Below are 23,773 nucleotides of genomic sequence, written 5' to 3'. Positions count from 1 at the left end.
ACGCAGCGCTGCGGTGACCCGCGGGCTTGTACGTCTTCAAGGTTCAGGAGGACCGAAGTGACCGAATCCGCTCCCGTCGACCCCACATCGACCGACGGCTGGAAGAAGCTGGCCGGCATCGCCGACGGCTTCACCCCGGACCTGCGAGGGTGGTTCGACAGCGACCCCGGTCGTGCCGAGCAGTACACGTTCCAGGCGGCCGACCTGACCGTCGACCTGTCCAAGGGTCTGGTGACCGACGAGATCCTCGCCGCGCTGCTGCAGGTGGCGAAGGACACCGGCGTCGCCGAGCGCTTCCAGGCGATGCTCGCCGGTGAGCACATCAACGTCACCGAGGACCGCGCCGTGCTGCACACCGCGCTCCGACGTCCGAAGGCGACCGAGGGCCTGGTCCCCGCCGCACCCCTGACCGTCGACGGCCAGGACGTCGACGCCGACGTGCACGCCACGCTCGACAAGGTCTACGGCTTCGCGGAGCAGGTGCGTTCGGGTGCCTGGACCGGTGTCACCGGCAAGCGCATCGAGACCGTCGTCAACATCGGCATCGGTGGCTCGGACCTCGGTCCCGTCATGGTCTACGAGGCCCTCAAGCCCTACGTGCAGCCCGGCCTCGAGGCCCGCTTCGTCTCGAACATCGACCCGGCGGACATCTACGAGAAGACCGCGGACCTCGACCCCGACACCACGCTGTTCATCGTCGCGTCGAAGACCTTCGGCACGCTCGAGACCCTGACGAACGCCCGCCTGGCCCGCCAGTGGCTGTGGGAGAAGCTGGGCCTGACCGACGCCGCCGACGACGAGAAGAAGGACGCCGTCGCGAAGCACTTCGTCGCCGTGTCCACCGCACTCGACAAGGTCGAGGCGTTCGGCATCGACCCCGAGAACGCCTTCGGCTTCTGGGACTGGGTGGGCGGCCGGTACTCGGTCGACTCGGCCATCGGCACGAGCGTGGTCATCGCGATCGGCAAGGAGAACTGGGAGCAGTTCCTCGCCGGCTTCCACGCCATCGACGAGCACGTCCGCACCACGCCGCTCGAGCAGAACGTCCCCGTCCTGATGGGCCTGCTCAACGTCTGGTACACGAACTTCCTCGGTGCGCAGAGCCACGCGGTCCTGCCGTACACGCAGTACCTGCACCGCTTCGCCGCGTACCTGCAGCAGCTCACGATGGAGTCGAACGGCAAGCGCGTCCGCTGGGACGGCTCGCCCGTCACCACCGAGACCGGCGAGGTCTTCTGGGGTGAGCCCGGCACGAACGGCCAGCACGCGTTCTACCAGCTCATCCACCAGGGCACCCGCCTGATCCCGGCCGACTTCATCACGGTCGCCAACCCGGCCCGTCCGCTCAAGGACGAGACCGGTGACGGCAAGGGCGTCGCACCCGGCACCGACGTGCACACGCTGTTCCTGGCGAACTTCTTCGCACAGACCAAGGCGCTCGCGTTCGGCAAGAGCGCCGACGAGGTCCGCGCCGAGGGCACCACCGACGAGGGCATCGTCGCGGCGCGCACGTTCCCCGGCAACAAGCCGACGACGTCGATCATCGCGCCGGAGCTCACCCCGAGCGTGCTCGGCCAGCTCATCGCCCTGTACGAGCACATCGTGTTCACCGAGGGCACGATCTGGGGCATCGACTCGTTCGACCAGTGGGGCGTGGAGCTCGGCAAGCAGCTGGCGCTGCAGGTCACGCCCGCCGTCGAGGGCGACCAGGCCGCGCTCGACGCGCAGGACCCGTCGACCAAGGCGCTCATCGCGAAGTACCTCGAGCTGCGCGGGTAGCGCACGTCCCCACCCGACGGACGGGAGGCCCGTGGCGGATCCGCCACGGGCCTCCCGTCCGTTCGTGGTCGCGCTGCGGGCCCGGGTGCCGTTCCGCGCGCACCGACACGTCACGCGCGCTGCGGCCCGTGACGTGTCGCTCAGCCCGAAACGCCGCTCTGCCGGCCCGCCGCCGGTCCGCGGGTGTCGGCCGGACCGGCTACCGTCGAGGCATGGACCGATCGGACATCCTCGCCGCCGCTGCCGCCGCCCACGCCGCCCGCATCGCGGAGTCCGGCGGCGACGACACCGCGGCACGGGAACGCGCTGCGTCCGTGCGTGATCGCGACTCCCTGGCGGACGAAGCCATCCGCGCCGTGGAGCGTCGTCGCTCCGGCGAGTCGGACCGAGCGGCGTCGCGCACCGAGGGCGCCCTGTCGGACTGGCACCGGATGGGCACGCGCCGGGGGATCACGCCCGACGCCCAGGTCCGCACGGCGTGGAGCGTGGCCGGGGTGCCCGACCGCGGCGACGCCCGGGCGCTCGCCAACGTGCTGCTGTCGACCGCGGGGCACGCCGGCCGCGTGGCGGACGCCGCACGTCGGAACCCCGCGCTGTCCGGAGCCGCGAGCGCCGCGGCCCGACGCACCGTCCGCCGCTACACCGACCACGGGGCCGACATGGCCTCCCTCGGTGACGTCCTCGGCGACGGCTCGACGCCCGGCGACGACTGACGCGCCGACGGTGGTCGACGTGCGCCCGACGGCCTCCGCCGTCGAAATCCCCCCGCTCGGCACCGGGCCGCACCGCCGACGTCTCGGCGTGCTGGCCCTGGTCGCCACCTTCGGCGGACTGCTCTTCGGGTACGACACCGGCGTGATCAACGGTGCTCTGCTCCCGATGCAGCAGGAGCTCGGGTTGACGAAGCTCACCGAGGGCGTCGTCACGAGTTCCCTGCTGTTCGGAGCCGCGTTCGGTGCCGTGCTCGGCGGACGGATCGCGGACGGCTGGGGGCGTCGTCGGACCATCCTGCTGCTCGCGGTGACGTTCTTCGTCGGCACGCTCGTCTGCGTCGCCGCGCCGACCTTCGCGGTCATCGTGGTGGGCCGTGTGCTGCTCGGCCTGGCGGTCGGCGGGGCGTCGACGGTCGTCCCGGTGTTCCTCGCCGAGCTCGCGCCGTACGAGGTCCGGGGGTCCCTGTCCGGGCGGAACGAGCTCATGATCGTGATCGGACAGCTCGCCGCGTTCCTGGTCAACGCGGTCATCGGCACCGTGTGGGGCGAACACGACGGCGTCTGGCGCGTGATGCTGGCGGTCTGCGCGCTCCCCGCCGTCGCACTGTTCGTCGGCATGCTCCGCGTGCCGGAGTCGCCGCGCTGGCTGGCGTCCAGGGGCCGGCACGACGAGGCGCTCGCGGTCCTCGGCCAGGTCCGGACGGCGGAGCGGGCGCGCGCCGAACTCGCCGACGTCGAGCGTGCGCACGACCGCGAGTCGACCCGGCAGCGGACCAGCGGCTGGCGCACCGTGCTCGGCAACCGCTGGCTCGTCCGCATCGTGCTCGTCGGCGCGGGCATCGGGGTCGCCCAGCAGCTGACCGGCATCAACTCGATCATGTACTACGGCCAGATCGTGCTCGTCGAGTCGGGCTTCGAGCGGTCCGCTGCGCTCGTCGCGACCATCGCGCCCGGTGTCATCGCCGTCATCGGCGGGATCGTCGCCCTCTCGACGATGGAGCGGATGGACCGCCGGACGACGCTCGTCCTGGGGTACTCGCTCACGACGGTCTGCCACTTCCTGATCGGCACCGCGTCGATGGTGCTGGTCCCGGGCAACCCGGCGCGCCCGTGGGTGATCCTGTTCCTCGTCGTCGCGTTCGTCGGGTCGATGCAGACGTTCCTCAACATCGCCACGTGGGTGATCCTGTCCGAGATCTTCCCGACGCAGATCCGCGCCCTCGGCATGGGGATCGCGGTGTTCTGCCTGTGGACCGCGAACGCCCTGATCGGGCTCTGGTTCCCGACCGTCGTCGCCACGGTCGGCATCACCGGCACGTTCTTCGGCTTCGGGGTGGTCGGGCTCCTCGCCCTGGTGTTCGTCCGGCGGTTCGTGCCGGAGAGCCGCGGGCGCACCCTCGAACAGGTCGAGGAGAGCCTCACCGCCGGCCGCGACGCCTGACGGGCGCCCGGTACGCGCGCCCGGCGCACCTTGGGACGCGCGGACCACCCGCTTCCTACACTCGACCCCGTGCATCCCCTCCTCCTCGCCACCGGGGCCGGTCTCGCCTCGGGGCTGGCACTCGTCGTCGGTGCCGCCGTCGCGTGGTTCGTCCACGTCCCCCGCACCCTCGTCGCCACCATCACGGCCTTCGGCGCCGGCGTGCTCATCTCGGCGCTGTCCTTCGACCTGGTCGCCGAGGCCACCCGCTCCGGCACCTTCTGGACGGCGATGGCGGGATTCCTGGGCGGTGCTGTCGTCTACGTCGGACTCGACGTGCTGCTGGAGCGCCGCGGCGCGCGGAAGAAGCGCAGCTCGGGATCGACGGCCGCCTCCGGCACGGGCCTCGGGATCGCACTCGGCGCGCTGCTCGACGGCATCCCGGAGACCGCCGTGCAGGGCGTCGGGCTGGCATCGGGCGGCTCGCTGTCGATCGCGGTCGTCGCGGCGGTCGTCATCTCGAACCTGCCGGAGGGGCTGTCCAGCACGTCGGACATGAAGGCGAACGGCCGCGGAGCCCGGTACGTCTTCACGGTCTGGGGCGCGATCGCCCTGGCCTGCGCCCTGTCGGCGCTGGGCGGCTACGCGATCCTCGGGCAGGCTCCCGAGGGTGTGCAGAGCGCCGTGACCGCGGTCGCCGCCGGTGCGATCCTGGCGATGCTCGCAGACACGATGCTGCCCGAGGCGTTCCGGAAGACCGGGCCGTGGACCGGGCTCATCGCGGTGATCGGCTTCTTCGCCGCGTACGGCATCCACGTCATCGGCGGCTGACGAGCGCGCGCGCCGGCGTCTGGTGCGGGCGCATGTTCCGACAGTGCACGCGTCGTTCGACGCGTGGATCGTCGCGCACGGGGTGGCGGACGCGCCTCGGACGGACGGGAGGCCCGGTGCCAGCTGGCACCGGGCCTCCCGTCCGTCGCTGGTCGCGCTACGGGCGCAGCAGCACCTTGCCGACGCGGCCGGCGGTGTCGCTCGCGCGCACCGCGTCGCGGACGTCCTCGAACACGAACGTCTCGGCGACGGGGAGCGTCAGCGAGCCGTCGAGCACGCGGGTGATGAGCTCACCGAAGAGCTGCCCCTTCGTCTCGGCCGGCATCGTCCGGCTGACGACGGAGCCCCAGAAGCCCTTGACGGTCAGCTGGCCGAAGATGACCTTGCCCGACGGGATCTCGAGCGTCGGCGACGCCATCGCGCCGAAGACGACGAGGGTGGCGTTCTCGCCCAGAACGGACGCGATGTCGCCGGCGGCCTTGCCACCGACGGACTCGACGCCGGCGACGATGGGGGCGCCACCGGTGATCGCGGCGACCTGGTCCTTCCAGTCGTCGGCGTCGGTGGCGACGATGCGCTCGACGCCCTGGGCGCGGAGCTCCTCGACACCCTCGGCACGACGGACGAGGCCGATGACGTTGATGCCGCGGGCGGCACCGAGCTGGGCGACCATGCGGCCGACCGCACCGTTCGCGGCGTTCTGGATGATCCAGTCGCCCTCGTGCAGGTCGAGCGAGTGCAGCAGGCTGATGGCGCTGAACGGCATCGAGACGAGCTGCGCAGCGGCTTCGTCGGTCATGGCGTCCGGCACGGGCACGAGCCCGGCGGCGTTCGCGGTGTAGTACTCGGCCCAGACGCCGAAGGCGCCGCCGGCGACGCGCTGGCCGACGGTGAGCTCCGTGACGCCCTCGCCGAGGGCCTCGACGACGCCCAGCGCCTCGGTGCCCGAGGCCGCGGGGAGCTCCGGCTTGAAGCCGTAGGTGCCGCGCACGGTCCACAGGTCGTGGTTGTGGATGGGGGAGAGGACCGTGCGGACGAGGACCTCGCCGGCGCCGGGCGTCGGCACGGGGCGCTCCTGCACCTCGAGGACGTCGGCGGGCTCGGCGAACGTCTCGTGGACGACGGCGCGCATGGTGGTGGGGGTGGTGGTGCTCATGGGTCAGTCCTCCGAGACGACGATGGTGACGTCGATGTTGCCGCGGGTGGCGTTCGAGTACGGGCACACCTGGTGGGCTGCGTCCGCGAGGGCCTGGGCCTGGTCGTGCTCCATGCCGGGGATGACGACCTCGAGCATGACGGCGAGCTGGTAGCCGCCGTTCCCGTTCGGGCCGATCTGCACGCGTCCGCCGACGGACGAGTCGGTGATCTTCACCTTCTGGCTGCGGGCGACGCCCTGCAGCGCGGAGTGGAAGCAGGCGGCGTAGCCGGCGGCGAAGAGCTGCTCGGGGTTCGCGCCGTTGCCCGAACCACCCATCTCCTTCGGGATGGCGAGGTCGAACTCGACCGTGCCGTCGCTCGTGGCGACGTGGCCGTTGCGGCCTTCGCCGGTGGCCAGGGCCTCGGCGGTGTAGAGGGCTTCCATGGGGTTCCTTCCTTGTGGGGCGGATCGTGCAGTCAGGGTGCTGGTGCGGCGGGTGCGGCGTGGTGCGTCGTGTGCTTTCGCGCTGAGCGACAGTTCACGGGCGCCCGTGGGCGTGAGGTGTCGCTCAGCGCGAAACGGCGCCGGCGCCAGCGGGGTCGGCCGCGGCGTGCATGGTCTCGGTCAGCCGGTGCAGCGTCGCGATGAGCTCGGCGGCGGCACCGTCGTCCGTCAGACCCGTGCCGGCGGCGATGCGGGCGGGGATGCCGCTCAGCTCGGACCGCAGTGCACGGCCCCGGTCGCCGGCGGTCACGGTGACGACGCGCTCGTCGGCACTGCGGCGTTCGCGGCGCACCAGGTCGTGCTGCTCCATCCGGCGGAGCAGCGGCGAGAGGGTGCCCGAGTCGAGCTGCAGGTGTTCGCCCAGGCTCGAGACGGTCTGGTCGCCCTCGACCCACAGGGTGACGAGCACCAGGTACTGCGGGTACGTCAGGCCCCAGGGCTCGAGCATCGTGCGGTACGCCTGCGTCGTGGCGCGGGACGCCGCGTAGAGGGAGAAGCACACCATCTCGTCGGTCACGGGCATGCATCCACAGTGGCACGCAACCGAGTTGTGCGCAACCTACATCGAGGGCTCGCAGGCGAACTCGCAGCGGGTGCCCGGCCGGTGCCCCGCCTCGGCGAGCGCAGCCCGGGCGTCCCGGAACGACGAGTACGGCACGTGCACCCCGCGGACGTCGCGGTAGTCGGTCAGTCCCGGACCCGCCCAGTACACGACCCCGTCGTCACCGACCTCCGCCAGGGCCCGGCGGATCGCCCGCGCAGGGTCCGGCTCCTCGACCACGAGCGCGTCGTGCCCGCTCGACCGCGCCCCGGCGAGGATCGCCGCACGGATCGGTGCGGGGGCCTCGAACCGCGGGTGGTGGTCGGTGACGACGACCACGTCGGCTGCCTCGGCCGCCACCACTCCCATCGCCGCCCGCTTGCTGCGGTCACGGTCGCCGTCCGCCCCCACGACGATGGCCACCCGACCGGGTGCGAAGGCGCGCACGGCGGCCAGGCTCTTGGCGAAGGCGTCGGGCGTGTGCGCGAAGTCCACGAAGACCCGCGGGCCGGTCGCCGCCGACGCGTCCGCCATCCGCCCGGGCACCACGACGTCCAGGCACCCGCGGGTCGCGTCGCGCAGCGCGGACAGCGGCACCCCGGACGTGGCGAGCATCGCGACGGCCAGGCCGGCGTCCGCCGCCATGTGCACCCCGAGCAGCGGGACGTCGAGGTCGAGCGTCGTGCCGTCCGGCGCCGTGAGCGTCGAACGGGTCCCGTCCGGCCGCTGCTCCGTCACCCGGACGGTCCAGTCCGCGCCGGCCGCGGGGTCGGTCGAGATCGTCGTCACCGGGATCGTGGCCTGCGCGACGATCCGGTGGCCGGCCGGGGAGTCCAGCGACACCACGCCGGCACGCGAGCGCGCGGGCGTGAAGAGCACCGCCTTGGCGGCCAGGTACGCCGCCATGTCCGGGTAGTCGTCGAGGTGGTCGTGGGACAGGTTGGTGAAGCCCGCGACGTCCAGCACGACGCCGTCGGTGCGGTGCCGGGACAACCCCTGCGCGCTCACCTCGAGCGCGACGCCGTCGACCCCGCGGTCGGCCGCACGCGCCAGGAAGGCGTGCAGCTCGGGCGCCTCGGGTGTCGTCAGCGCGCTGGGCTCCGCGTCGTCGTCGATCCGGCGTTCGACCGTCGAGCTGATCGCCGTCCGCCAGCCGAGGCCGCGCATCAGGGCGTGCAGCAGGTGCACCGTCGAGGTCTTGCCGTTCGTGCCGGTCACCCCGAACAGCGGGAACGGCAGGGTCTCGGTGCCGGCGACGATGCGGGCGACCGTGCCCAGGTGTCCCCGCACGTCCGCGACGACCAGCACCGGGAGCCCGCTGCGCCGCGCTGCCGCCTGCCCCTCCGCGTCGGTCAGGACCGCGGCCGCGCCGGCGACGCTCGCCGCGCCGGAGTACTCCGCGCCGTGCACGGTGCGACCCGGCAGCGCGGCGAACAGCATGCCGGGGCGGAGCTGGTCGGTCGCGAGCGCCATGCCGGTCACCACGCCGTCACCCGGGCTGTCGACGCCGAGCGCCGACGCGAGCTCGTCGAGTCGCACCGGGCGGGTGCGGGTCTGGCAGGACGCGTGCGGCATCACGGCTCCTCGTGGTGGGGGACCCCGATGGTGCGCCGCGCCTCCGGGGCGCGGTCCCAGGACCACGTGGGGCGGACGACCCCGGTGACGGCCGTCCGCCCAGGGCGCACCGCGAACACGCCGCGGGCCCGGACGGTTAGGCTGACGTGACCCACGATGACCAGCAGCGACCACACCTCCACCACGACCCCCGGCAGCGGATCGGCGTCGTCCCACGGCAAGACGATCCTGATCGGTGAGCACGCCGTGGTCTACGGCGCACCCGCACTCGTGCTGCCGGTGCTCGACGTCCGGGTCGTCGCGACGGTCACCCCGGTGCCCGCGGACGCGGTCGGAGCCGGCCACAGCCTGGAGTCGACGGTGCACACCGGGCCGCTCGACCTGGCCCCCGCGGCCGTCATGCCGACCGTCACGGCCGTCACGGCGACCCTGCAGCACTTCGGGGTCAGCGACCGGCACGTCCACGTCCGGGTCGACAGCGAGGTGCCGACCGCCAGGGGCATGGGGTCGAGCGCCGCGGTCGCCGCTGCCGTGACCGCAGCGGTCGCCGACGCCCTGGGCGAGACGCTCGACGTCGAGACCCACCACGAGCTCATCCAGGCGTGCGAGCGCGTCGCCCACGGGCGGCCGTCCGGCCTCGATGCCCGGGGCGTCGTCGCGTCCGCGCCGGTCTGGTTCGAGAGCGGGCGGATCGAGCCCGTCACGCTCGGGGCGCGGTTCACCTTCGTCGTCGCGGACACCGGGGTCCCCGGTCACACCCGCGAGGCCGTGTCGGCCGTCCGTGCGCACCACGACGCCGATCCCGAGGGCGTCGGCGCCGTGATCGACCGGATCGGCGCGCTCGCCCGTCGCGCGCGGGGGACACTCGAGGTCGGCGACGCCCAGGCGCTGGGTGTCACGATGGACGCCGCGCACGGGCTGCTCAGCGAACTCGACGTGTCGAGTGCCGACCTGGACCGGCTCGTCGACGCCGCACGTGCTGCGGACGCCCTCGGCGCGAAGCTCACCGGCGGCGGGCGGGGCGGGTGCGTCCTCGCGCTCGCCGCGGACGACGACCACGCGGACCGCATCGCGGCCGCACTCCGCGGCGCAGGGGCCGCAGCCACCTGGACCACCACGATCGGAGCCCGCGCTTGATGACCGCCACCGCCGTCGCGCACCCCAACATCGCCCTCGTCAAGTACTGGGGGAAGGCGGACGCGCAGCTCGCGCTGCCCGCCACGGGCAGCGTCTCGATGGGGCTCGACGTGTTCCCGACGACGACCACCGTCACGGTGGACGGCGGACAGGAGGCGCGTGATGCGTTCACGCTGAACGGCCACGTCGTCGACGACGGTGCGCTGGTGCGGGTGCAGCAGTTCCTCGACCTCGTGCGCGAGCTCGCCGGGTCCACCGAGCACGCCTCCGTCGTGTCCGAGAACACCGTGCCGACCGGCGCCGGCCTCGCCTCGAGCGCCTCGGGGTTCGCGGCGCTCGCCACCGCTGCCGCTGCCGCGTACGGCCTCGACCTGTCCCAGCGCGACCTGTCCCGCCTGGCCCGACGCGGTTCCGGCTCGGCCACCCGGTCGATCCCCGGCGGGGTGTCCGTCTGGCACGCCGGCGACGACCAGGGCTCGTTCGCCGAGACGATCCCCGCCCCGCCGATGGCGATGGTGGTCGTGACGATCGACGCCGGTCCGAAGCCGATCGGCTCGCGTGAGGCCATGCGCCGCACGATCGCGACCTCGCCGTTCTACCCGGCGTGGGTCACCTCGACCACCGAGACGGTCGGCGACATGCTCGCCGCGTGCGCCGCGGGGGACTTCACCCGCATCGGGGAGATCACCGAGAGCAACGCCCTGCGCATGCACGCGACGATCGAGGGCGCCTTCCCGCCCATCCGCTACCTCAACGCACGCAGTGTCGCCGTGTTCGACGCCGTCGCCGAGCTGCGTGCCGGTGGGACCGAGGCGTACGCCACGGCCGACGCCGGCCCGAACGTCGTCGTGCTCACCAGGCCGCAGGACCGGGGTGCGGTCGCGACCGCCCTGGCGTCGTTCGGCGACGTCATCGAGTCCGGCACCGGACCAGCCGCGCGGGTGCTCCGCTCCGAACACACCGGGAGCGATCCCGAGCAGAAGGAGTCCGTGCAGTGATCGAGTTCCGTGCCCACGGCAAGCTGTTCGTCGCCGGCGAGTACGCCGTCGTCGAGCCCGGTCAGCCGTCCGTCCTGATCGCCCTCGACCGTGCCATCACGGCGAAGGTGTCCGAGGGGCACGGCGCGGGCAGCGTGCACTCCGAGGAGTACGGCCACCTGCCGCTCACGTGGACCCGCGGGACCGACGGGCTCGCGCTCGACCGGGAGCACCACCCGTACGACTACGTGATGGCGACGATCGACCTGGTCGAGAAGCTGCGCGCCGAGCACGGCATCGAGCCGCGGTTCCACGACCTGCGGATCGAGAGCCAGCTCGACGACGCCAGCGGGCGGAAGTTCGGCCTCGGGTCCTCGGCGGCCGTCACCGTCGCGACCGTCGGCGCCCTCGACCGCTTCTACAAGATCGGCCTGACGCAGCGTCAGCGGTTCCAAGTCGCGCTGCTCGCGACCATCCGGGTGAACCCCCGCGCCTCGGGCGGTGACCTCGCCGCGAGCACCTTCGGCGGCTGGCTGCGCTACAGCGCCCCGGACCGCGAACGACTGACCTCGCTGCTCGACGACCGTACGGTCTCCGACATCCTGACCGACCCGGACGCCTGGCAGGGCTTCGACGTGCAGCGCCTGCCCGCCCCCGAGAACCTGCAGCTCCTGGTCGGCTGGACCGGCTCGCCCGCGTCCACCACGAAGCTCGTCGACGTGGTGCGTCGGCACCGCAACGGCGGGTACCAGGCGTTCCTCGACGAGAGCCGCAGCGCCGTCGACGACCTGACCACGGGCCTCCAGACCGGTGACGCCGAGCGCACGCTCGGTGCCCTGCGACGCGCCCGCGGGCTGCTGCAGCGCCTCGGCGCGTCCGTCGGCTCGCAGATCGAGACCGAGCGACTCGCGACCCTGTGCGACGTCGTCGAGGCGGCCGGCGGGGCGGCGAAGCCGTCCGGCGCCGGCGGCGGCGACTGCGGCATCGCGCTCGTCCCGGCGGACACCGACCCCGCCGGCATCCACCGCGCCTGGGAGGCGCACGACATCAGACACCTCAGCGTCGCGGTGCGAGCACCAGAAGGAGCCCTCGATGAGTGACCTGCTCACACCGATCCCGACCAAGTGGGTCGGCCCGATCCGCGTCAGCGGCAACGCCGTCACCGGTGAGCACGAGGTGCCCCTGGCGACGTACGAGTCGCCGCTCTGGCCGTCGGTCGGCCGCGGCGCCCGCATCTCGCGCATGGTCGAGGACGGCATCGTCGCGACCGTCGTCGACGAGCGGATGACCCGTTCCGTGGTGGTCCGGGCCGACAGCGCCGCGGCCGCACACGTGGCCGCGGGGCAGATCCTCGCGCGCCAGGACGAGCTCGCCGCGATCGTGTCCGGTCAGAGCCGCTTCGCCAAGCTCATCGAGGTGCACCCGGAGATCGTCGGCGACCTGCTGTTCCTGCGCTTCGCGTTCACCACCGGTGACGCCTCCGGCCACAACATGGTCACGCAGGCGGCCGACAAGCTGCTGCCGGCGATCCTGGACTGGCAGCCGGGCCTGCGGTACGTCTCGGTCTCGGGCAACTTCTGCACGGACAAGAAGGCCACCGCGGTGAACGGCATCCGCGGCCGCGGTCGGAACACCATCGCCGAGATCGTGATCCCGGGCGAGGTCGTCGAGAAGCGTCTGCGGTCGTCGACGGCCAAGATCGTCGAGCTGAACATCGCGAAGAACCTGATCGGGTCGACCATCGCCGGGGCCATCCGCTCGGCGAACGCGCACTACGCGAACATGCTGCTCGGCTTCTACCTGGCGACCGGGCAGGACGCCGCGAACATCGTCGAGGGCTCCCAGGGCATCACCAGTGCCGAGGACCGCGACGGCGACCTGTACTTCTCGACCTCGCTGCCGCACCTGATCGTCGGCACGGTCGGCAACGGCAAGGGCGGGGACCTGCCCGTCGTCGAGGACGCCCTGGTGCGGCTCGGGTGCCGCGAGGACCGTGAGCCCGGCGCCAACGCCCGCCGGCTCGCCGCCCTGTGCGCCGCGACGGTCCTGTGCGGGGAGCTCTCGCTCCTGGCCGCCCAGACCAACCCGGGGGAGCTGATGGCCGCCCACGTCGCGATGGAACGCCGTGGCACGAAGCCGGCGGGAGGCGCAGCATGACCGGCGTCGGCATCCACGACATCGCGATCGCGACCGGGCACCACGTGCTCGAGCTCGACGACCTGGCCGAGCGCCTGGGCGTCGACCCGGCGAAGTACCACGTGGGCATCGGCCAGGACGCCTTCAGCGTGCCCGCCCCCGACGAGGACATCGTCACGATGGGCGCCGCCGCCGCGAAGGAGATCATCGACCGCCACGGCGTCCAGGGCATCCGCACGGTGCTGTTCGCCACCGAGTCCGGTGTCGACCAGTCGAAGGCCGCCGGTGTGTACGTGCACGGGCTGCTCGGGCTGCCGAAGGCCGTCCGCGTCGTCGAGCTGAAGCAGGCCTGCTACGGCGGCACGGCCGCGGTGCAGCTCGCCCTCGGCATCGTCGCCCGAGCCCCGCGCGAACGCGTGCTCGTCATCGCCGCCGACGTCGCACGGTACGACGTCGACACCCCGGCCGAGCCCACCCAGGGCGCCGGGGCCGCGGCGATGCTGATCTCCGCCGACCCCGACCTGATCGAGATCGAGCCGGCGGCCGGCGTCTACACGGCCGACGTCGACGACTTCTGGCGACCGAACGACCGCTCCACGGCGCTCGTCGACGGTCGCCTGTCGGTCAGCGCGTACGTGAACGCCTTCGTCGGCGCCTGGGACGACCTGGTGTCGCAGGGCGGCCCGGCGTTCACCGACATCGCCCGGTTCGTGCACCACCAGCCGTTCACGAAGATGGCGATCAAGGCGCACCGGAAGCTCACGCAGCACCTCGACCAGCCGTTCGACGAGTCGGACCTGGCGGTCGGCTTCACCTACAACCGGCAGACGGGCAACACGTACACGGCGTCGCTCTGGATCGGGCTGGCGGCACTGCTCGACCTGGACGACGACCTGGCCGGCGAGCGACTGGGCCTGTTCAGCTACGGGTCGGGCAGCGTCGGCGAGCTGATCACCGGCGTCGTGCGAGCGGACTACCAGGAGCACCGCCGGCGGGGTCGCGTGCGGTCACTGCTCGGGGCACGGGTCCCGCTGACGGTCGACGCCTACCGGGAGCTCCACGCTGCCGGGGCGGCCACCAGCGAGGACGTCGAGCGCCCCCGCGTCACGGCCGCGCCGTACCGGTTCGCCGGTGTGCGTGGCGGCGCGCGGCACTACGAGTCGACCGCGCAGCAGGCGTAGCCCCCGCGGACCCGTCCGGGGCGGACCGGCGGGATCGGCCGCGTCCGCGCCACGGTCCGGGACCGCTGCGCGGGACGGACGGGAGGCCTGTGGCGGGCCCGGCGCGTGCCTCCCGTCCGGCCGGTGGCTCCGTTGCGGACGTCGGCCGCCGGGGCGGCGCTGCGGCCGCTCCGGCGGCGTCGTCGGACGGCACCGGCGGACGGCGCCGACGGCTCCTCGGCCGGTGCTGGCGCCCCGGTAGTCTGACCCGCGACAGCGACGTGGGCGGGGCGCCCGCGGCCCGTGTGCACCACGATGGGGTCCGGCGCATCGTCGGCCGGCACCGGGTGCGGGCCGCGGTGCACCTCGACCCGTGACCCTGGAGGACGACCCGATGACGACCAGGTGGTGGTGGGCGCTCGGCGCACTGGCGGTGCCGGCGGCGGCGCTGGTGGTGCTGCGGAAGATCGTCGGCAGGATCGTGCTGCCCGGTGTCGACCGGTGGACGCCGGTGCTCGAGGCGACGACGGACGCGATCGCGCTGCCGATCACCGAGGACACCGTGCGCCCGGGTGAGTACGGCCTGTGGCACGACGGTGACGGCCACACCACGGTCGGCCCGGTGCTCGAGGTCGACGAGGCGGCCGGCGTGGTGCGTCGGGCCGTGGTGCGGACGACCGGGGGCGTGCCGTCGCGGATCCGCTGGAGCGGGCACGTGCACCCCGACCCGGCGGCGATGCGGGTCGACTGGTCCGAGGTGTCCGTGCCGACCCCGGTCGGGCCGGCCCCGGCGTGGGTGGTCCGCCCGGACGCTGACGACGCCGGCGCTGCCGACGGCGACGCCGCGCGCACCTGGGCCGTCCACGTGCACGGCATCCGCACCACCCGCGTCACGGCGCTCCGGACGGTCCCCGCGGCGCTCGCGCTCGGCTGGACGTCGATCGTCCCGTCGTTCCGTGGCGACGGCGAGGCCCCGTGGCAGGGGCGTGCTTCGCACCTCGGCACCCGCGAGTGGGCGGACGTCGAGGCGGCGCTCGACCACGCGGTGGCGGACGGAGCCGAGCGGCTTGTCCTGGTGGGGTGGTCGATGGGCGCGACGATCGCGCACGAGCTGCTCGCCCGTTCCGCCCACCGCGACCGGATCGCCGGACTCGTGCTCGTCGCGCCGGCGCTCGACTGGGAGGCCGCGATCCGGTCCCAGGCCGCCCGGGCCGGCGTGCCGGGTCCGGTCGTGTCCGCCGCGCTCGGGGCGATGGCACTGCCCCTGGTCTGCCGGCTCGTCGGCCTGCGGTCGCCGGTGGACGTCCGGGCGCTGTCCTGGTCGCGGACACCGCGCCCGCTGCCGCCGACCCTGCTCGTGCACTCCTCCGGCGACGCCACCGTGCCCTTCGCGGTCAGCGAGCGGTTCGCGGCGGCACATCCGGACCGGGTCACCCTGGCGGTCAGCGAGCCCGCCGCGCACGCGTGGGAGCGCAACGTCGACGCGGTCTGGTTCGACCGGACGATCACGACGTGGGCGAACCGGCTCCCGCACACCGGTGCACAGGTGTAGAAGGACCCATGGGGCAGCTCATCTACGACGGCCGACCGCTCGACCTGCGGGTCGACGACCGAGCGCTCACGCACCTGCAGATCGTCATCGTCAACATGCTCCGCCGCGATCACCGCTTCGCGTTCTCGTGGAAGGACGACGTGGTGCACGGCAACGGTCGGAGCACGATCTGGCTGCATCCGAGCGTCAGCCTGCACTTCAAGTTCTCGGGCAGCCGGGTCCCCGCGATCAACCGCAGCTGGCTCGAGGAGCTGTACCGCTCGGCGACCTCCGGGTCGGGCCTCGTCCTGGTGCCCGAACCCCTGGACACGAGCACGGCCGCCGACTCCGCGTGGTCCCGCGCCGTGGCACCAGGGGACGCGGACGACGCTTCGGGGACAAACGGCGCTACCACGGCCCGGTAGTTCGGGTCAACGGGTTCCGTTCGAATCGCTCAGAACGTACCGTTTCCTCACCGCGGTTCACTGTCGTCCCCCCGCACCTGCCGCGAGGCACCGGTGCAGGCAGGACCCGCGGCAGGAGGGGAACCCGAATGGCCGTGACGCAGTGCGCGCCGGGCACCGACCAACCACCGGTGCCGGAAGAGCGTGCACGGCGGGAGTCCCGGATCAGGGGACTCGACGCCCGAGAGACCGGGACACCGCGTCCGACCGGTCGCGTCACGCCGCTGTTCCTGCCGGTCCGTCCCCTCGACCGGCACCCCTCCGGGATCGCCCCGGCCAACGGATTCGGGTTCCGTGGCCGGGGCGGTCTCCCCACTCCCGTCGGTCAGTAGACGTCGCGGACGTACCGCTTCGCCCGGCGCAGGTCGGCCAGGTACGCCTGTGCGTCGTCCTCGCCGCGCCCACGACCGGTGCGGATGACCTGCAGCAGGGCCGCCTCGACGTCCTTCGCCATCCGTGATGCGTCGCCGCACACGTACACGTGGCCGCCGTCCTCGAGCCAGGCGAACAGCTCCGCCGACCGCTCGAGCATCCGCGTCTGCACGTAGACCTTCTCGGCCTGGTCGCGCGAGAACGCCAGGTCGAGGCGGTCGAGCACGCCCTGCTCCTGCAGCTCGGTGAGCTCGTCCTGGTACACGAAGTCGGTGTCGCGGTGCTGGTCGCCGAAGAACAGCCAGTTGCGCCCCGTCGCCCCGGAGGCGCCACGCTCGTGCAGGAAGCCGCGGAACGGTGCGATGCCGGTGCCCGGGCCGATCATGATCATCGGGGCGGAGGCGTCCTCCGGCACCCCGAACGCGGCGTTCGGCTGCAGGTAGACGTCCACCGCGCCGTCGGGGTCGACCCGGTCGGCCAGGAACGTCGACGCGACCCCGGCGTGCATCCGGTGCGGGTCGCCGTAGCGCACCGACGCGATGGTCAGGTGGATGCGGTCCGGGTGCGCGAGCGGGCTCGACGAGATCGAGTACTGGCGTGCCTGCAGGGGGCGCAGGTTCGGCAGCAGCTCGTCGAGGCCCGGGGCGGCCGGTCCGGCATCGCGGAGCAGGTCGAGGACGTCGCGGCCCCAGAGCCAGCGGTCGAGCTCGTGCTTGTCGCCGTGCGCCACGACGGCCGCGAGTTCGCTGCCGGGTGCGCGCTGCACCAGGTCGGCGATGAGGTCCTTCGAGGGCGTCCGGATCTCGCGGTCGGTCCGCAGCACGTCGGTGATCGGCCGGCCGTCGAGCTGCTCGCCGCCGGTCGCACCGACCTGCTCGAGCAGGCTCGCCACGAAGACCTCGTCGTTGACCGGCACCACCGCCAGGGCGTCGCCCGCCGCGTACTCGATGCCGGAGTCGCCGAGGTCGAACTCGTAGTGGCGGATCTCCTTCGCGCTGCGCGGCCGCGACAGCAGCCGGTTCTCGACGAGCCGCGACGGGTACGGGTTGCGCTTGTTCCACTGCGACCCCGGTCGGGAGGCACGGCTCGCGCCCGCCCCGCCGGTCGCGGTGGCGCCGTCGCCGGCTCCACCGCCCGTGGTCGCGCCGGGTGCACCCGTCGCGCCGGCCTCGGCGGCGAGGCGGTCGAGGACGGCGGCGGTCCAGAGCGCCGCCGGGTCCTCGAAGTCGACGTCGCAGTCGACGCGGTCGTGGATGCGGGTCGCGCCGAGCTGCTCGAAGCGGGTGTCGATGAGCTTGCCGGCCTGGCAGAACTCGTCGTAGCTCGTGTCGCCGAGCCCGAGCACGGCGTACTGCAGGCCCTCGAGCCGCGGCACGGTGCTCGCCTGGATCACGTCCCAGAACAGCCCGGCGTTGTCGGGCATCTCGCCCTCGCCGTAGGTCGAGGTGACGACGAGCACGTGCGACATCTCGGCGAGCTGCTCGGGGGTGACGGCGTCGAGCGCGGTGGCGCGACCGCCGAGTCCGCGGGCCCGCGCCCCGGTGACGAGCTCGTCGGCCAGGAACTCCGCGTTGCCGGTCTGGGTGCCGAAGAGCACGTCGACCGTCGTCGTGGGCGCACTCGCCGCGACCTTCTTGCCGGCGGCGGCGATGCCCGCGATGAACCCGGCGAGCCAGGACTCCTGGGCGGCCGAGAACGGTGCGTCGACGGGGATCAGCGACCCGGTCGGTGGGAGCGTGGTCACGCGGTCACCGCCTCGGTCGGGGCCTGCGAGGCGCGGCGGGCGATGTCCTCGAGCGCCGCGGTCGCGAGCAGCTCGTCGAAGCGCGCGGCACGCAGCCGCCCGGCGTTCTTCGCGTTCTGGTGCATGATCCACCCCGTCGTGCCGGGCGCGTCCATGCTGCGGTTGTTCCGCTGCGCGAGGGCGCGCTTTGAGTCGTCGAGCCGCTTCACGGCGATGAGCGTCGCGAGCTCGTCGTCGGCGAACCGGTCGAACGTGCTGCGCAGGTACTTCACGACGCGCTGCTTGACGGCGAAGTCCTCGGTCAGGATCAGGTTCCGCACCGCCTCGGTCACGCGGGGGTCACCGGCTGCGGCACCCGGCACGCGCTCCTGCGCCACGTCCTGGGCGACGCCGAGCACGGTGTACGACGACAGGAGCGAGAACATGTCCTCGCCCTGGTCGCCGAGCACCGGGGCACGGCCGTCGAGCACGGTCCGCTGGTCGCGGTAGTCGACCTTGAAGGCGCGCAGCTTGTCGGTCGCGACGGAGGCCGCGAGTTCGTCGAGCAGCTCCGGTCGGGTGGCGGCGGCGAGGATCGCGTCGGCGTCCTGGCTGAGCAGGAGCGCCCGCGGCATGCCGACGTACACGTGCTCGCGGGTGGTCTCCCACGCGGCGAGCAGGCGCTCGGCCAGGGCCGAACCCGTGACCTCGAGGTGCCACTCGAGCAGCAGACGGGCGGCGTCCTCGTGGAACGTGCCGCGCTCGCCGTCGGTGACGGGGAACACCAGGAGCGAGTCGGTGCTGGCACGCTCGGCGACCCGGCCGGAGGGGTCGTACTGGTACAGGAACCCGCCGGACATGCCGTTGCCGAGCCCCTTGCCGTACGACCCGAGGTTGAACACGGCGCCGCCGGTCATGTACTCGCAGCCGAAGTCGCCGAGCCCCTCGACCACGGCCGTCGCGCCGGAGTTCCGCACGGCGAACCGGTCGCCGGCCTCGCCCTCGACGAAGGTGCGTCCGCCGGTGGCGCCGAACAGCGCGAAGTTGCCGACCAGCACGTTGCCGCCCTGCTCGGCGCTGCCGCCGCCCGGGGCGCGGACGACGATCCGTCCGCCGCTCTGGCTCTTGCCGACGCCGTCGTTCGCGGTGCCGGTGTGCTCGAGCAGGACGCCGTCGTTGTTGAAGACGCCGTACGACTGCCCGGCCGACCCGTGCGTGCGGATCGTGACCGCGCCGTCCACCAGGCGGCGGCGTCCGCGGTCGTCGGTGGCGACGGCGGGGTGTGCCGACAGGTCGGCGTCGCGCAGCTCGTGGTTGAGCAGGCGCTCGAGGTCGATGCCGAGCTGGCCGCCCACCGACTTGTCGGCGTTGCCGAGCACCACGTCGTCGATCTGTACGGCGTGCTCGTGTCCGTCGACCAGCGCGGCCCGGACACGCTCGATGAGCGCGTCGTCGGTGCGGTAGTCCTTCTCCAGGTACTCCGGGTCGGTGACGACCTTCTCGGGCACCTGGGCGAGCAGGGCACGGGCGTCGAGCCGGCCGACGCTCGCCGGGTGGTCCAGGAGCTGCAGCAGGTCGGTGCGACCGCGGGCCTCGCGCAGGGAGCGCAGGCCGAGGCGGGCCAGGATCTGCCGCACGTCGTGGGCGATGTTGAGCAGGTACTGCGCGAGCGCACGGGGGTCGCCCTCGAAGGCCTCGGCGTTCGTGGTAAGGCCGGCCGGGCACTTCACGTTGCAGTTCTTCGCCATGACGCAACCGAGCATCATGAGCGCGGTCGTGCCGAACTCGAAGCTGTCGCCGCCGAGCAGGGCGCTCGTGACGACGTCGCTGCCGGTCTGGTGCGCGCCGGAGCAGCGGAGCGTGACCTTCTGGCGCAGGCCGTTCGCGACCAGGGCCTGGTGCACCTCGGCCACGCCGATCTCCGCGGAGCGGCCGGCGTACTTCAGGCTGGTGACCGCAGCGGCTCCGGTGCCGCCGGTGTTCCCGGCGACGTTGATGACGTCGGCGCCGGCCTTGGCGACGCCGACCGCGATGGTGCCGATGCCCTCGGAGGACACGAGCTTCACGATGACCCGGACGCGGGCGGCCTTGCAGTCGTGGATGAGCTGCGCGAGGTCCTCGATCGAGTACGTGTCGTGGTGCGGCGGCGGCGAGATGAGCTCGACGCCGGGCGTGCCACCACGGGCCGCGGCGATGTCCACCGTGACCTTGGGTGCGGGCAGCTGGCCACCCTCGCCGGGCTTCGCGCCCTGGCCGATCTTGATCTCGAGCTCCTCGAGCATCGGGTCGGCCAGGTAGCCCGCCCAGATGCCGAACCGGCCCGAGGCGAACTGCTTGATGCGGGAGCCGCGGATGGTGCCGTAGCGGGAGTGGTGCTCGCCGCCCTCACCGCTGTTCGACATGCCGCCGACCATGTTCGTGCCGTGCGCGACGGCCTCGTGGGCGGTGGCGACGAGGGCGCCGTGGCTCATCGCGCCGGACGCCAGGGTCCGGGTGATCTCGTGGGCCGGCTGGACCTCAGCCAGGTCGACGCTCGCCGGGGCGCTCTGCAGCAGGGCGAGCAGGGCGACGGCCGCACCGGTGGCGCGGAGCGTCACCTGGGTGTCGTCGACGGCGTCGACGTCGATCTGTCCCGGGTGCAGCAGCGCGAGGCCGTCCGCCAGGGCCGCGTGGCGCAGTGCACCCGTGGTCCCCGTCGACGTGAGCTCCAGGCGGAACCGCTCCGTCCCTCCCGGGAGACCGTCGGGGGACGCCGGACGCGAGCCGGAGAGCCCGCGCACGGTGACGCTGGCGTTGCCGCTCGTCGAGAACCGCCCGAGCTCGCGGGCGAAGTCCTCGGCCTCGTCGATGCCGGTGACGTCGGCGGGCAGGGCGAGCACGTCGCGGAGCGCGGCGGGACGGCGCGACCGCTCGTCGTGGGTCGTCTGCAGGAACCTGACGTAGCCCGGCGTGATGCGGTGCGCGTCGATCTCGGCGTCGCTCAGCCGGTCGTACCCGGTGTTCCGGTACGCGGCGTCGCTGATGCCGAACGAGTCGTCGAGCTGCCCGAGCGTGAGCAGGCGCAGCGCGTCCGAGTCGCCGGAGCGCTCGAAGGCCGGACGCTCCTCGGTCATGCCGCCGAAGCCGCGGACGCTCGCGACGCCGAACGAGTGGCCGGCACCGTCCGAGCGCTCCTTGAACAGGCCGAGCAGCGGGACCTGGCCCTCGGACGCGACCGAGCGGGCACGCTCGTGCCAGTCCGTCGCCGCCTGGGCGATCCGCGCGAAGCCGACGCCGCCGACCGGGGCCTGCATGTGCGGGAAGATCCGCGCGAGCACGTCGTCGCCGGTGTCCAGGTAGTTCGGCTCGAAGAACTCGCCGCCGATGTAGCTCTCGGCGGTGCACAGGCCGACGCGGCCCATGGTCTTCGCCAGGGCCTTCTCGGCGGCCTTGCGGAAGCGCTTGAGTGCGAGGTCGGTCGCGGTGAGCTCGCCGGCGGGTGCGGGGGCGGCGGGGTACTTCTCCTCCGCACGCAGGCGCGCGCTCAGGCTGTACACGGCGGCGGCGCCGAAGCCGAGCGCGGTCGCGACGTGGTGTGACGATGGCAGCTGACCGCTCTCCGCCACGACTGACACCCGCAGGCGCAGACCGGTCTCGATGAGCCGCTGGTTGACGGCGGCCACGGCCAGGATCACGGGGAGGGGCGCATGGGTCGACGACACCGCACGGTCGGTGACCACGGCGATGCCGCCGGTCGTCGCCGCGAAGGACGCGACCGCGTCGGCGAGCTGCTCGACCGCGGTCCGGACGGCGTCCGCGTTCGCCTGCTCGTCGCCGGGCACCGGCACGTAGAGCATGTCGAACCGCTCGAGCGGCACGACGTCCTGGTCGCGCAGCCGCACCATGTCCAGGTGGCCGAGGACGGGGGACTGCACGACGAGCTGCCGCGTCGGGGCGCCCGTGCCGTCGGGCGCGGCGCTGTCCAGCTTCGCGCCGAGCGTGACGCGCATCGACATGCCGTCGGCCTCGCGGATCGAGTCGAGCGGCGGGTTCGTGACCTGGGCGAAGCGCTGCGAGAAGTACTTCGCCATGCCGCCCTCGGTGTCGCTCAGGGCGTTGATGGCGTTGCCGTAGCCCATCGCCGAGATGCGCTCCGACCCGTTCTGCAGCATCGGGTCGAGCATGAACCGGAAGCTCTCCTGGTTCAGCGAGTACGCCACGTAGCGCCCCGCGAGCGACAGGTCGCCGTCGTAGCCCAGGGTGGTGTTGGTGCGGTGGTAGGCGGGCGCGGGCAGGTCGTCGAGGTTCACCCGGGCGGCATCGAGCAGGGTGCCGTAGTCGCGGCGGGCCGCGAGCATCGACAGCACCTCGCCCGTGCGCATCCGGGTGCCCGTGCGGTGGTCGACGACGAGCATGCCGCCGGCCTCGATGCGCCCGCGGTGCAGGACCTCGTCCGCAGGGAACTCGACCTGGCCGGCCTCCGACGCCACCATCAGGTACTCGGCGGTCTCGACGGTGCGCAGCGGGCGGAGGCCCAGGCGGTCGAGCCGCGCGCCCACGACGTCACCGTCGCTGAAGATGACGGCCGCGGGGCCGTCGTTCTTCTCCTCGTACAGCGAGAAGTACTCGAGCATGTCGCGCACGTCGGGCGTCAGGGTGCGGTCGTTCTCCCACGCCGGCGGCATGAGCGACACGACGGCCTCGACGATCTCGAGCCCGTCGTCGAACACGCGGCTCTGCAGGGTCTGGTCGAGCCGGCTCGAGTCCGACTGCCCCGGCGGGCGGACGATGCTGCGCGTGCGGGCACGGGCCAGGGCGTCGTCGGACAGCCGGTTCTTGCGGTCGGTGTTCAGCTCGCCGTTGTGTGCCATCAGGCGGAACGGCTGCGCCATCGTCGGGTGCGGCTCGGTGTTCGTCGAGAACCGGGTGTGGAAGTACAGCGTCCGGACCGAGTGCCGTGGGTCGCGCAGGTCGGTGAAGTACCCGATCACCTCGCCGGAGTTCAGGCGGCCCTTCAGGATCTGGGTCCGGGCGCTGAGCGACAGCGGGTACAGGGCGGCGTGCTCGGCGCGGTCGGCGGCCGCCTGACCGTAGGACACCGCCTCGATCGCGAGCAGGGCGCGGTTCGCGGCGGCGTCCACCTCGGTCCGCTCCCACGACTCCGGCGCGCGGAAGACCCACTGCACGATCGGCAGCTGGTACTGCTCGGCCTCGGGGCGGGCGACGGAGTGGTCCACCGGCACGTCACGGACGACCAGGAGCTCGAAGCCCTCGGCCGCGATGGCGGCGGTGACGGTCTCCAGCGCGCGGGCGCGGTCGGTGGCACCGTCCGGCGTGGTGTCGCGCGGCACGAAGCAGTTCGCGACGCCGAAGTGCCCGGCGCGCAGCTGCTGGCCCGTGACGGCGCTGAAGAACTCCACCGACAGGTCGATGCTGACGCCCGCACCGTCACCGACACCCTCGGCGGACTTGCCGCCGCGGTGCGGGATGGAGCACAGCGCTTCGTCGCCCTTGCGGATGACGTCGTGGCTCGGCGTCCCGTCGAGACGGGTGATGAAACCGACGCCGCAGTCGCTCGATTCGCGGGCAGGGTCGTAGAGACCGGAGGAGGTGGGGTTCACGTGCGGGTCCAGTGGGGCGTTGCCGGCAGCGGACGGCCAGGCTGCATCGATGGAGCGCTCGCCGCGGGCAGACCGGTGGTGGCAGTCGGGCCCTGTGGGGTTGTGGTGCGGTAGGGCGATGCTACGGCTTGGTATACCGACCGTGCAACACGGTCGGTGGGTGCCAGCGGGT

Annotated in this window: 17 protein-coding genes; 11 read left to right on the top strand and 6 right to left on the bottom strand. The window is 73.0% G+C overall.

Features of this window, described 5'->3' with window-relative positions; translation table 11 throughout:
- Window positions 1-57: 57 nt before the first annotated feature.
- The 4 genes from pgi to LEL83_RS03555 all read left to right on the top strand — a co-directional run bounded on the left by pgi (window position 58) and on the right by LEL83_RS03555 (window position 4,743).
- Window positions 58-1,779, top strand: a complete 1,722-nt coding sequence (pgi, locus tag LEL83_RS03570) for a glucose-6-phosphate isomerase (RefSeq protein WP_225557797.1) — start codon at window positions 58-60, stop codon at window positions 1,777-1,779.
- A gap of 212 nt (window positions 1,780-1,991) precedes the next feature.
- Window positions 1,992-2,492 (top strand): hypothetical protein, encoded by a 501-nt coding sequence (locus tag LEL83_RS03565; RefSeq protein WP_225557796.1) that lies wholly within the window; start codon window positions 1,992-1,994, stop codon window positions 2,490-2,492.
- Window positions 2,493-2,502: 10 nt separating this feature from the next.
- Window positions 2,503-3,933, top strand: a complete 1,431-nt coding sequence (locus LEL83_RS03560) for a sugar porter family MFS transporter (protein WP_308009855.1) — start codon at window positions 2,503-2,505, stop codon at window positions 3,931-3,933.
- 69 nt (window positions 3,934-4,002) lie between these two features.
- On the top strand, window positions 4,003-4,743 hold the full coding sequence (locus tag LEL83_RS03555) for a ZIP family metal transporter (RefSeq protein WP_225557795.1): 741 nt from the start codon (window positions 4,003-4,005) through the stop codon (window positions 4,741-4,743).
- Window positions 4,744-4,900: 157 nt separating this feature from the next.
- Here LEL83_RS03555 and LEL83_RS03550 read toward each other — a convergent pair whose 3' ends face one another.
- The 4 genes from LEL83_RS03550 to LEL83_RS03535 form a co-directional block, all read right to left on the bottom strand.
- Window positions 4,901-5,875: a zinc-binding dehydrogenase gene (locus LEL83_RS03550; protein WP_225557836.1), complete on the bottom strand. Its 975-nt coding sequence runs from the start codon at window positions 5,873-5,875 to the stop codon at window positions 4,901-4,903.
- 27 nt (window positions 5,876-5,902) lie between these two features.
- Window positions 5,903-6,325: an organic hydroperoxide resistance protein gene (locus LEL83_RS03545; RefSeq protein WP_198656669.1), complete on the bottom strand. Its 423-nt coding sequence runs from the start codon at window positions 6,323-6,325 to the stop codon at window positions 5,903-5,905.
- Between the two features lie 124 nt (window positions 6,326-6,449).
- A complete protein-coding gene (locus tag LEL83_RS03540) occupies window positions 6,450-6,908 on the bottom strand; it encodes a MarR family winged helix-turn-helix transcriptional regulator (protein ID WP_225557794.1) in 459 nt (152 codons plus the stop codon).
- Window positions 6,909-6,944: 36 nt separating this feature from the next.
- Window positions 6,945-8,501, bottom strand: coding sequence for a Mur ligase family protein (locus tag LEL83_RS03535; RefSeq protein ID WP_225557793.1), 1,557 nt, complete (start codon window positions 8,499-8,501; stop codon window positions 6,945-6,947).
- A 156-nt stretch (window positions 8,502-8,657) separates the two neighbouring features.
- Here LEL83_RS03535 and mvk point away from each other — a divergent pair, with 156 nt between their 5' ends.
- From mvk to LEL83_RS03500, 7 genes are all read left to right on the top strand, one after another.
- Window positions 8,658-9,638, top strand: a complete 981-nt coding sequence (gene mvk, locus LEL83_RS03530; RefSeq protein WP_225557792.1) for a mevalonate kinase — start codon at window positions 8,658-8,660, stop codon at window positions 9,636-9,638.
- Window positions 9,638-10,636 (top strand): diphosphomevalonate decarboxylase, encoded by a 999-nt coding sequence (gene mvaD, locus LEL83_RS03525; RefSeq protein ID WP_225557791.1) that lies wholly within the window; start codon window positions 9,638-9,640, stop codon window positions 10,634-10,636. Before mvk ends, mvaD begins: the two co-directional genes overlap by 1 nt.
- Window positions 10,633-11,715: a phosphomevalonate kinase gene (locus LEL83_RS03520; RefSeq protein ID WP_225557790.1), complete on the top strand. Its 1,083-nt coding sequence runs from the start codon at window positions 10,633-10,635 to the stop codon at window positions 11,713-11,715. Before mvaD ends, LEL83_RS03520 begins: the two co-directional genes overlap by 4 nt.
- On the top strand, window positions 11,708-12,772 hold the full coding sequence (locus LEL83_RS03515; protein ID WP_198656663.1) for a hydroxymethylglutaryl-coenzyme A reductase family protein: 1,065 nt from the start codon (window positions 11,708-11,710) through the stop codon (window positions 12,770-12,772). Before LEL83_RS03520 ends, LEL83_RS03515 begins: the two co-directional genes overlap by 8 nt.
- Window positions 12,769-13,932 carry a hydroxymethylglutaryl-CoA synthase gene (locus LEL83_RS03510; protein WP_225557789.1) on the top strand — a complete coding sequence of 388 codons (1,164 nt, stop codon included), beginning with the start codon at window positions 12,769-12,771 and terminating at the stop codon, window positions 13,930-13,932. The genes LEL83_RS03515 and LEL83_RS03510 overlap by 4 nt, the downstream gene beginning before the upstream one ends.
- Window positions 13,933-14,305: 373 nt before the next feature.
- Complete coding sequence (locus LEL83_RS03505; RefSeq protein ID WP_225557788.1) at window positions 14,306-15,463, top strand: alpha/beta hydrolase family protein; 1,158 nt, start codon at window positions 14,306-14,308, stop codon at window positions 15,461-15,463.
- Between the two features lie 8 nt (window positions 15,464-15,471).
- Entirely contained in the window at window positions 15,472-15,867 is a 396-nt protein-coding gene (locus tag LEL83_RS03500; RefSeq protein ID WP_225557787.1) for a DUF7882 family protein, read from the top strand.
- A gap of 364 nt (window positions 15,868-16,231) precedes the next feature.
- On the opposite strand, the gene LEL83_RS03495 is transcribed toward LEL83_RS03500, so the two are convergent.
- Together LEL83_RS03495 and LEL83_RS03490 are read right to left on the bottom strand one after the other, a co-directional pair.
- Window positions 16,232-18,022 (bottom strand): sulfite reductase subunit alpha, encoded by a 1,791-nt coding sequence (locus tag LEL83_RS03495; RefSeq protein WP_225557786.1) that lies wholly within the window; start codon window positions 18,020-18,022, stop codon window positions 16,232-16,234.
- Window positions 18,019-23,601, bottom strand: coding sequence for a glutamate synthase-related protein (locus LEL83_RS03490; RefSeq protein ID WP_225557785.1), 5,583 nt, complete (start codon window positions 23,599-23,601; stop codon window positions 18,019-18,021). The genes LEL83_RS03495 and LEL83_RS03490 overlap by 4 nt, the downstream gene beginning before the upstream one ends.
- Between the last annotated feature and the right edge of the window lie 172 nt (window positions 23,602-23,773).

The organism is Curtobacterium oceanosedimentum (assembly GCF_020297365.1).
Taxonomy (GTDB): domain Bacteria; phylum Actinomycetota; class Actinomycetes; order Actinomycetales; family Microbacteriaceae; genus Curtobacterium.
This window is presented reverse-complemented; position numbering and strand designations above follow the sequence as displayed.

Coding starts and splice junctions, on each gene's coding strand:
- LEL83_RS03565 (WP_225557796.1), top strand. CDS start 1,992: ATGGACCGATCGGACATCCTCGCCGCCGCTGCCGCCGCCCACGCCGCC.
- LEL83_RS03550 (WP_225557836.1), bottom strand. CDS start 5,875: ATGCGCGCCGTCGTCCACGAGACGTTCGCCGAGCCCGCCGACGTCCTC.
- LEL83_RS03545 (WP_198656669.1), bottom strand. CDS start 6,325: ATGGAAGCCCTCTACACCGCCGAGGCCCTGGCCACCGGCGAAGGCCGC.
- LEL83_RS03540 (WP_225557794.1), bottom strand. CDS start 6,908: ATGCCCGTGACCGACGAGATGGTGTGCTTCTCCCTCTACGCGGCGTCC.
- LEL83_RS03535 (WP_225557793.1), bottom strand. CDS start 8,501: ATGCCGCACGCGTCCTGCCAGACCCGCACCCGCCCGGTGCGACTCGAC.
- mvk (WP_225557792.1), top strand. CDS start 8,658: ATGACCAGCAGCGACCACACCTCCACCACGACCCCCGGCAGCGGATCG.
- mvaD (WP_225557791.1), top strand. CDS start 9,638: ATGACCGCCACCGCCGTCGCGCACCCCAACATCGCCCTCGTCAAGTAC.
- LEL83_RS03515 (WP_198656663.1), top strand. CDS start 11,708: ATGAGTGACCTGCTCACACCGATCCCGACCAAGTGGGTCGGCCCGATC.
- LEL83_RS03510 (WP_225557789.1), top strand. CDS start 12,769: ATGACCGGCGTCGGCATCCACGACATCGCGATCGCGACCGGGCACCAC.
- LEL83_RS03505 (WP_225557788.1), top strand. CDS start 14,306: ATGACGACCAGGTGGTGGTGGGCGCTCGGCGCACTGGCGGTGCCGGCG.
- LEL83_RS03500 (WP_225557787.1), top strand. CDS start 15,472: ATGGGGCAGCTCATCTACGACGGCCGACCGCTCGACCTGCGGGTCGAC.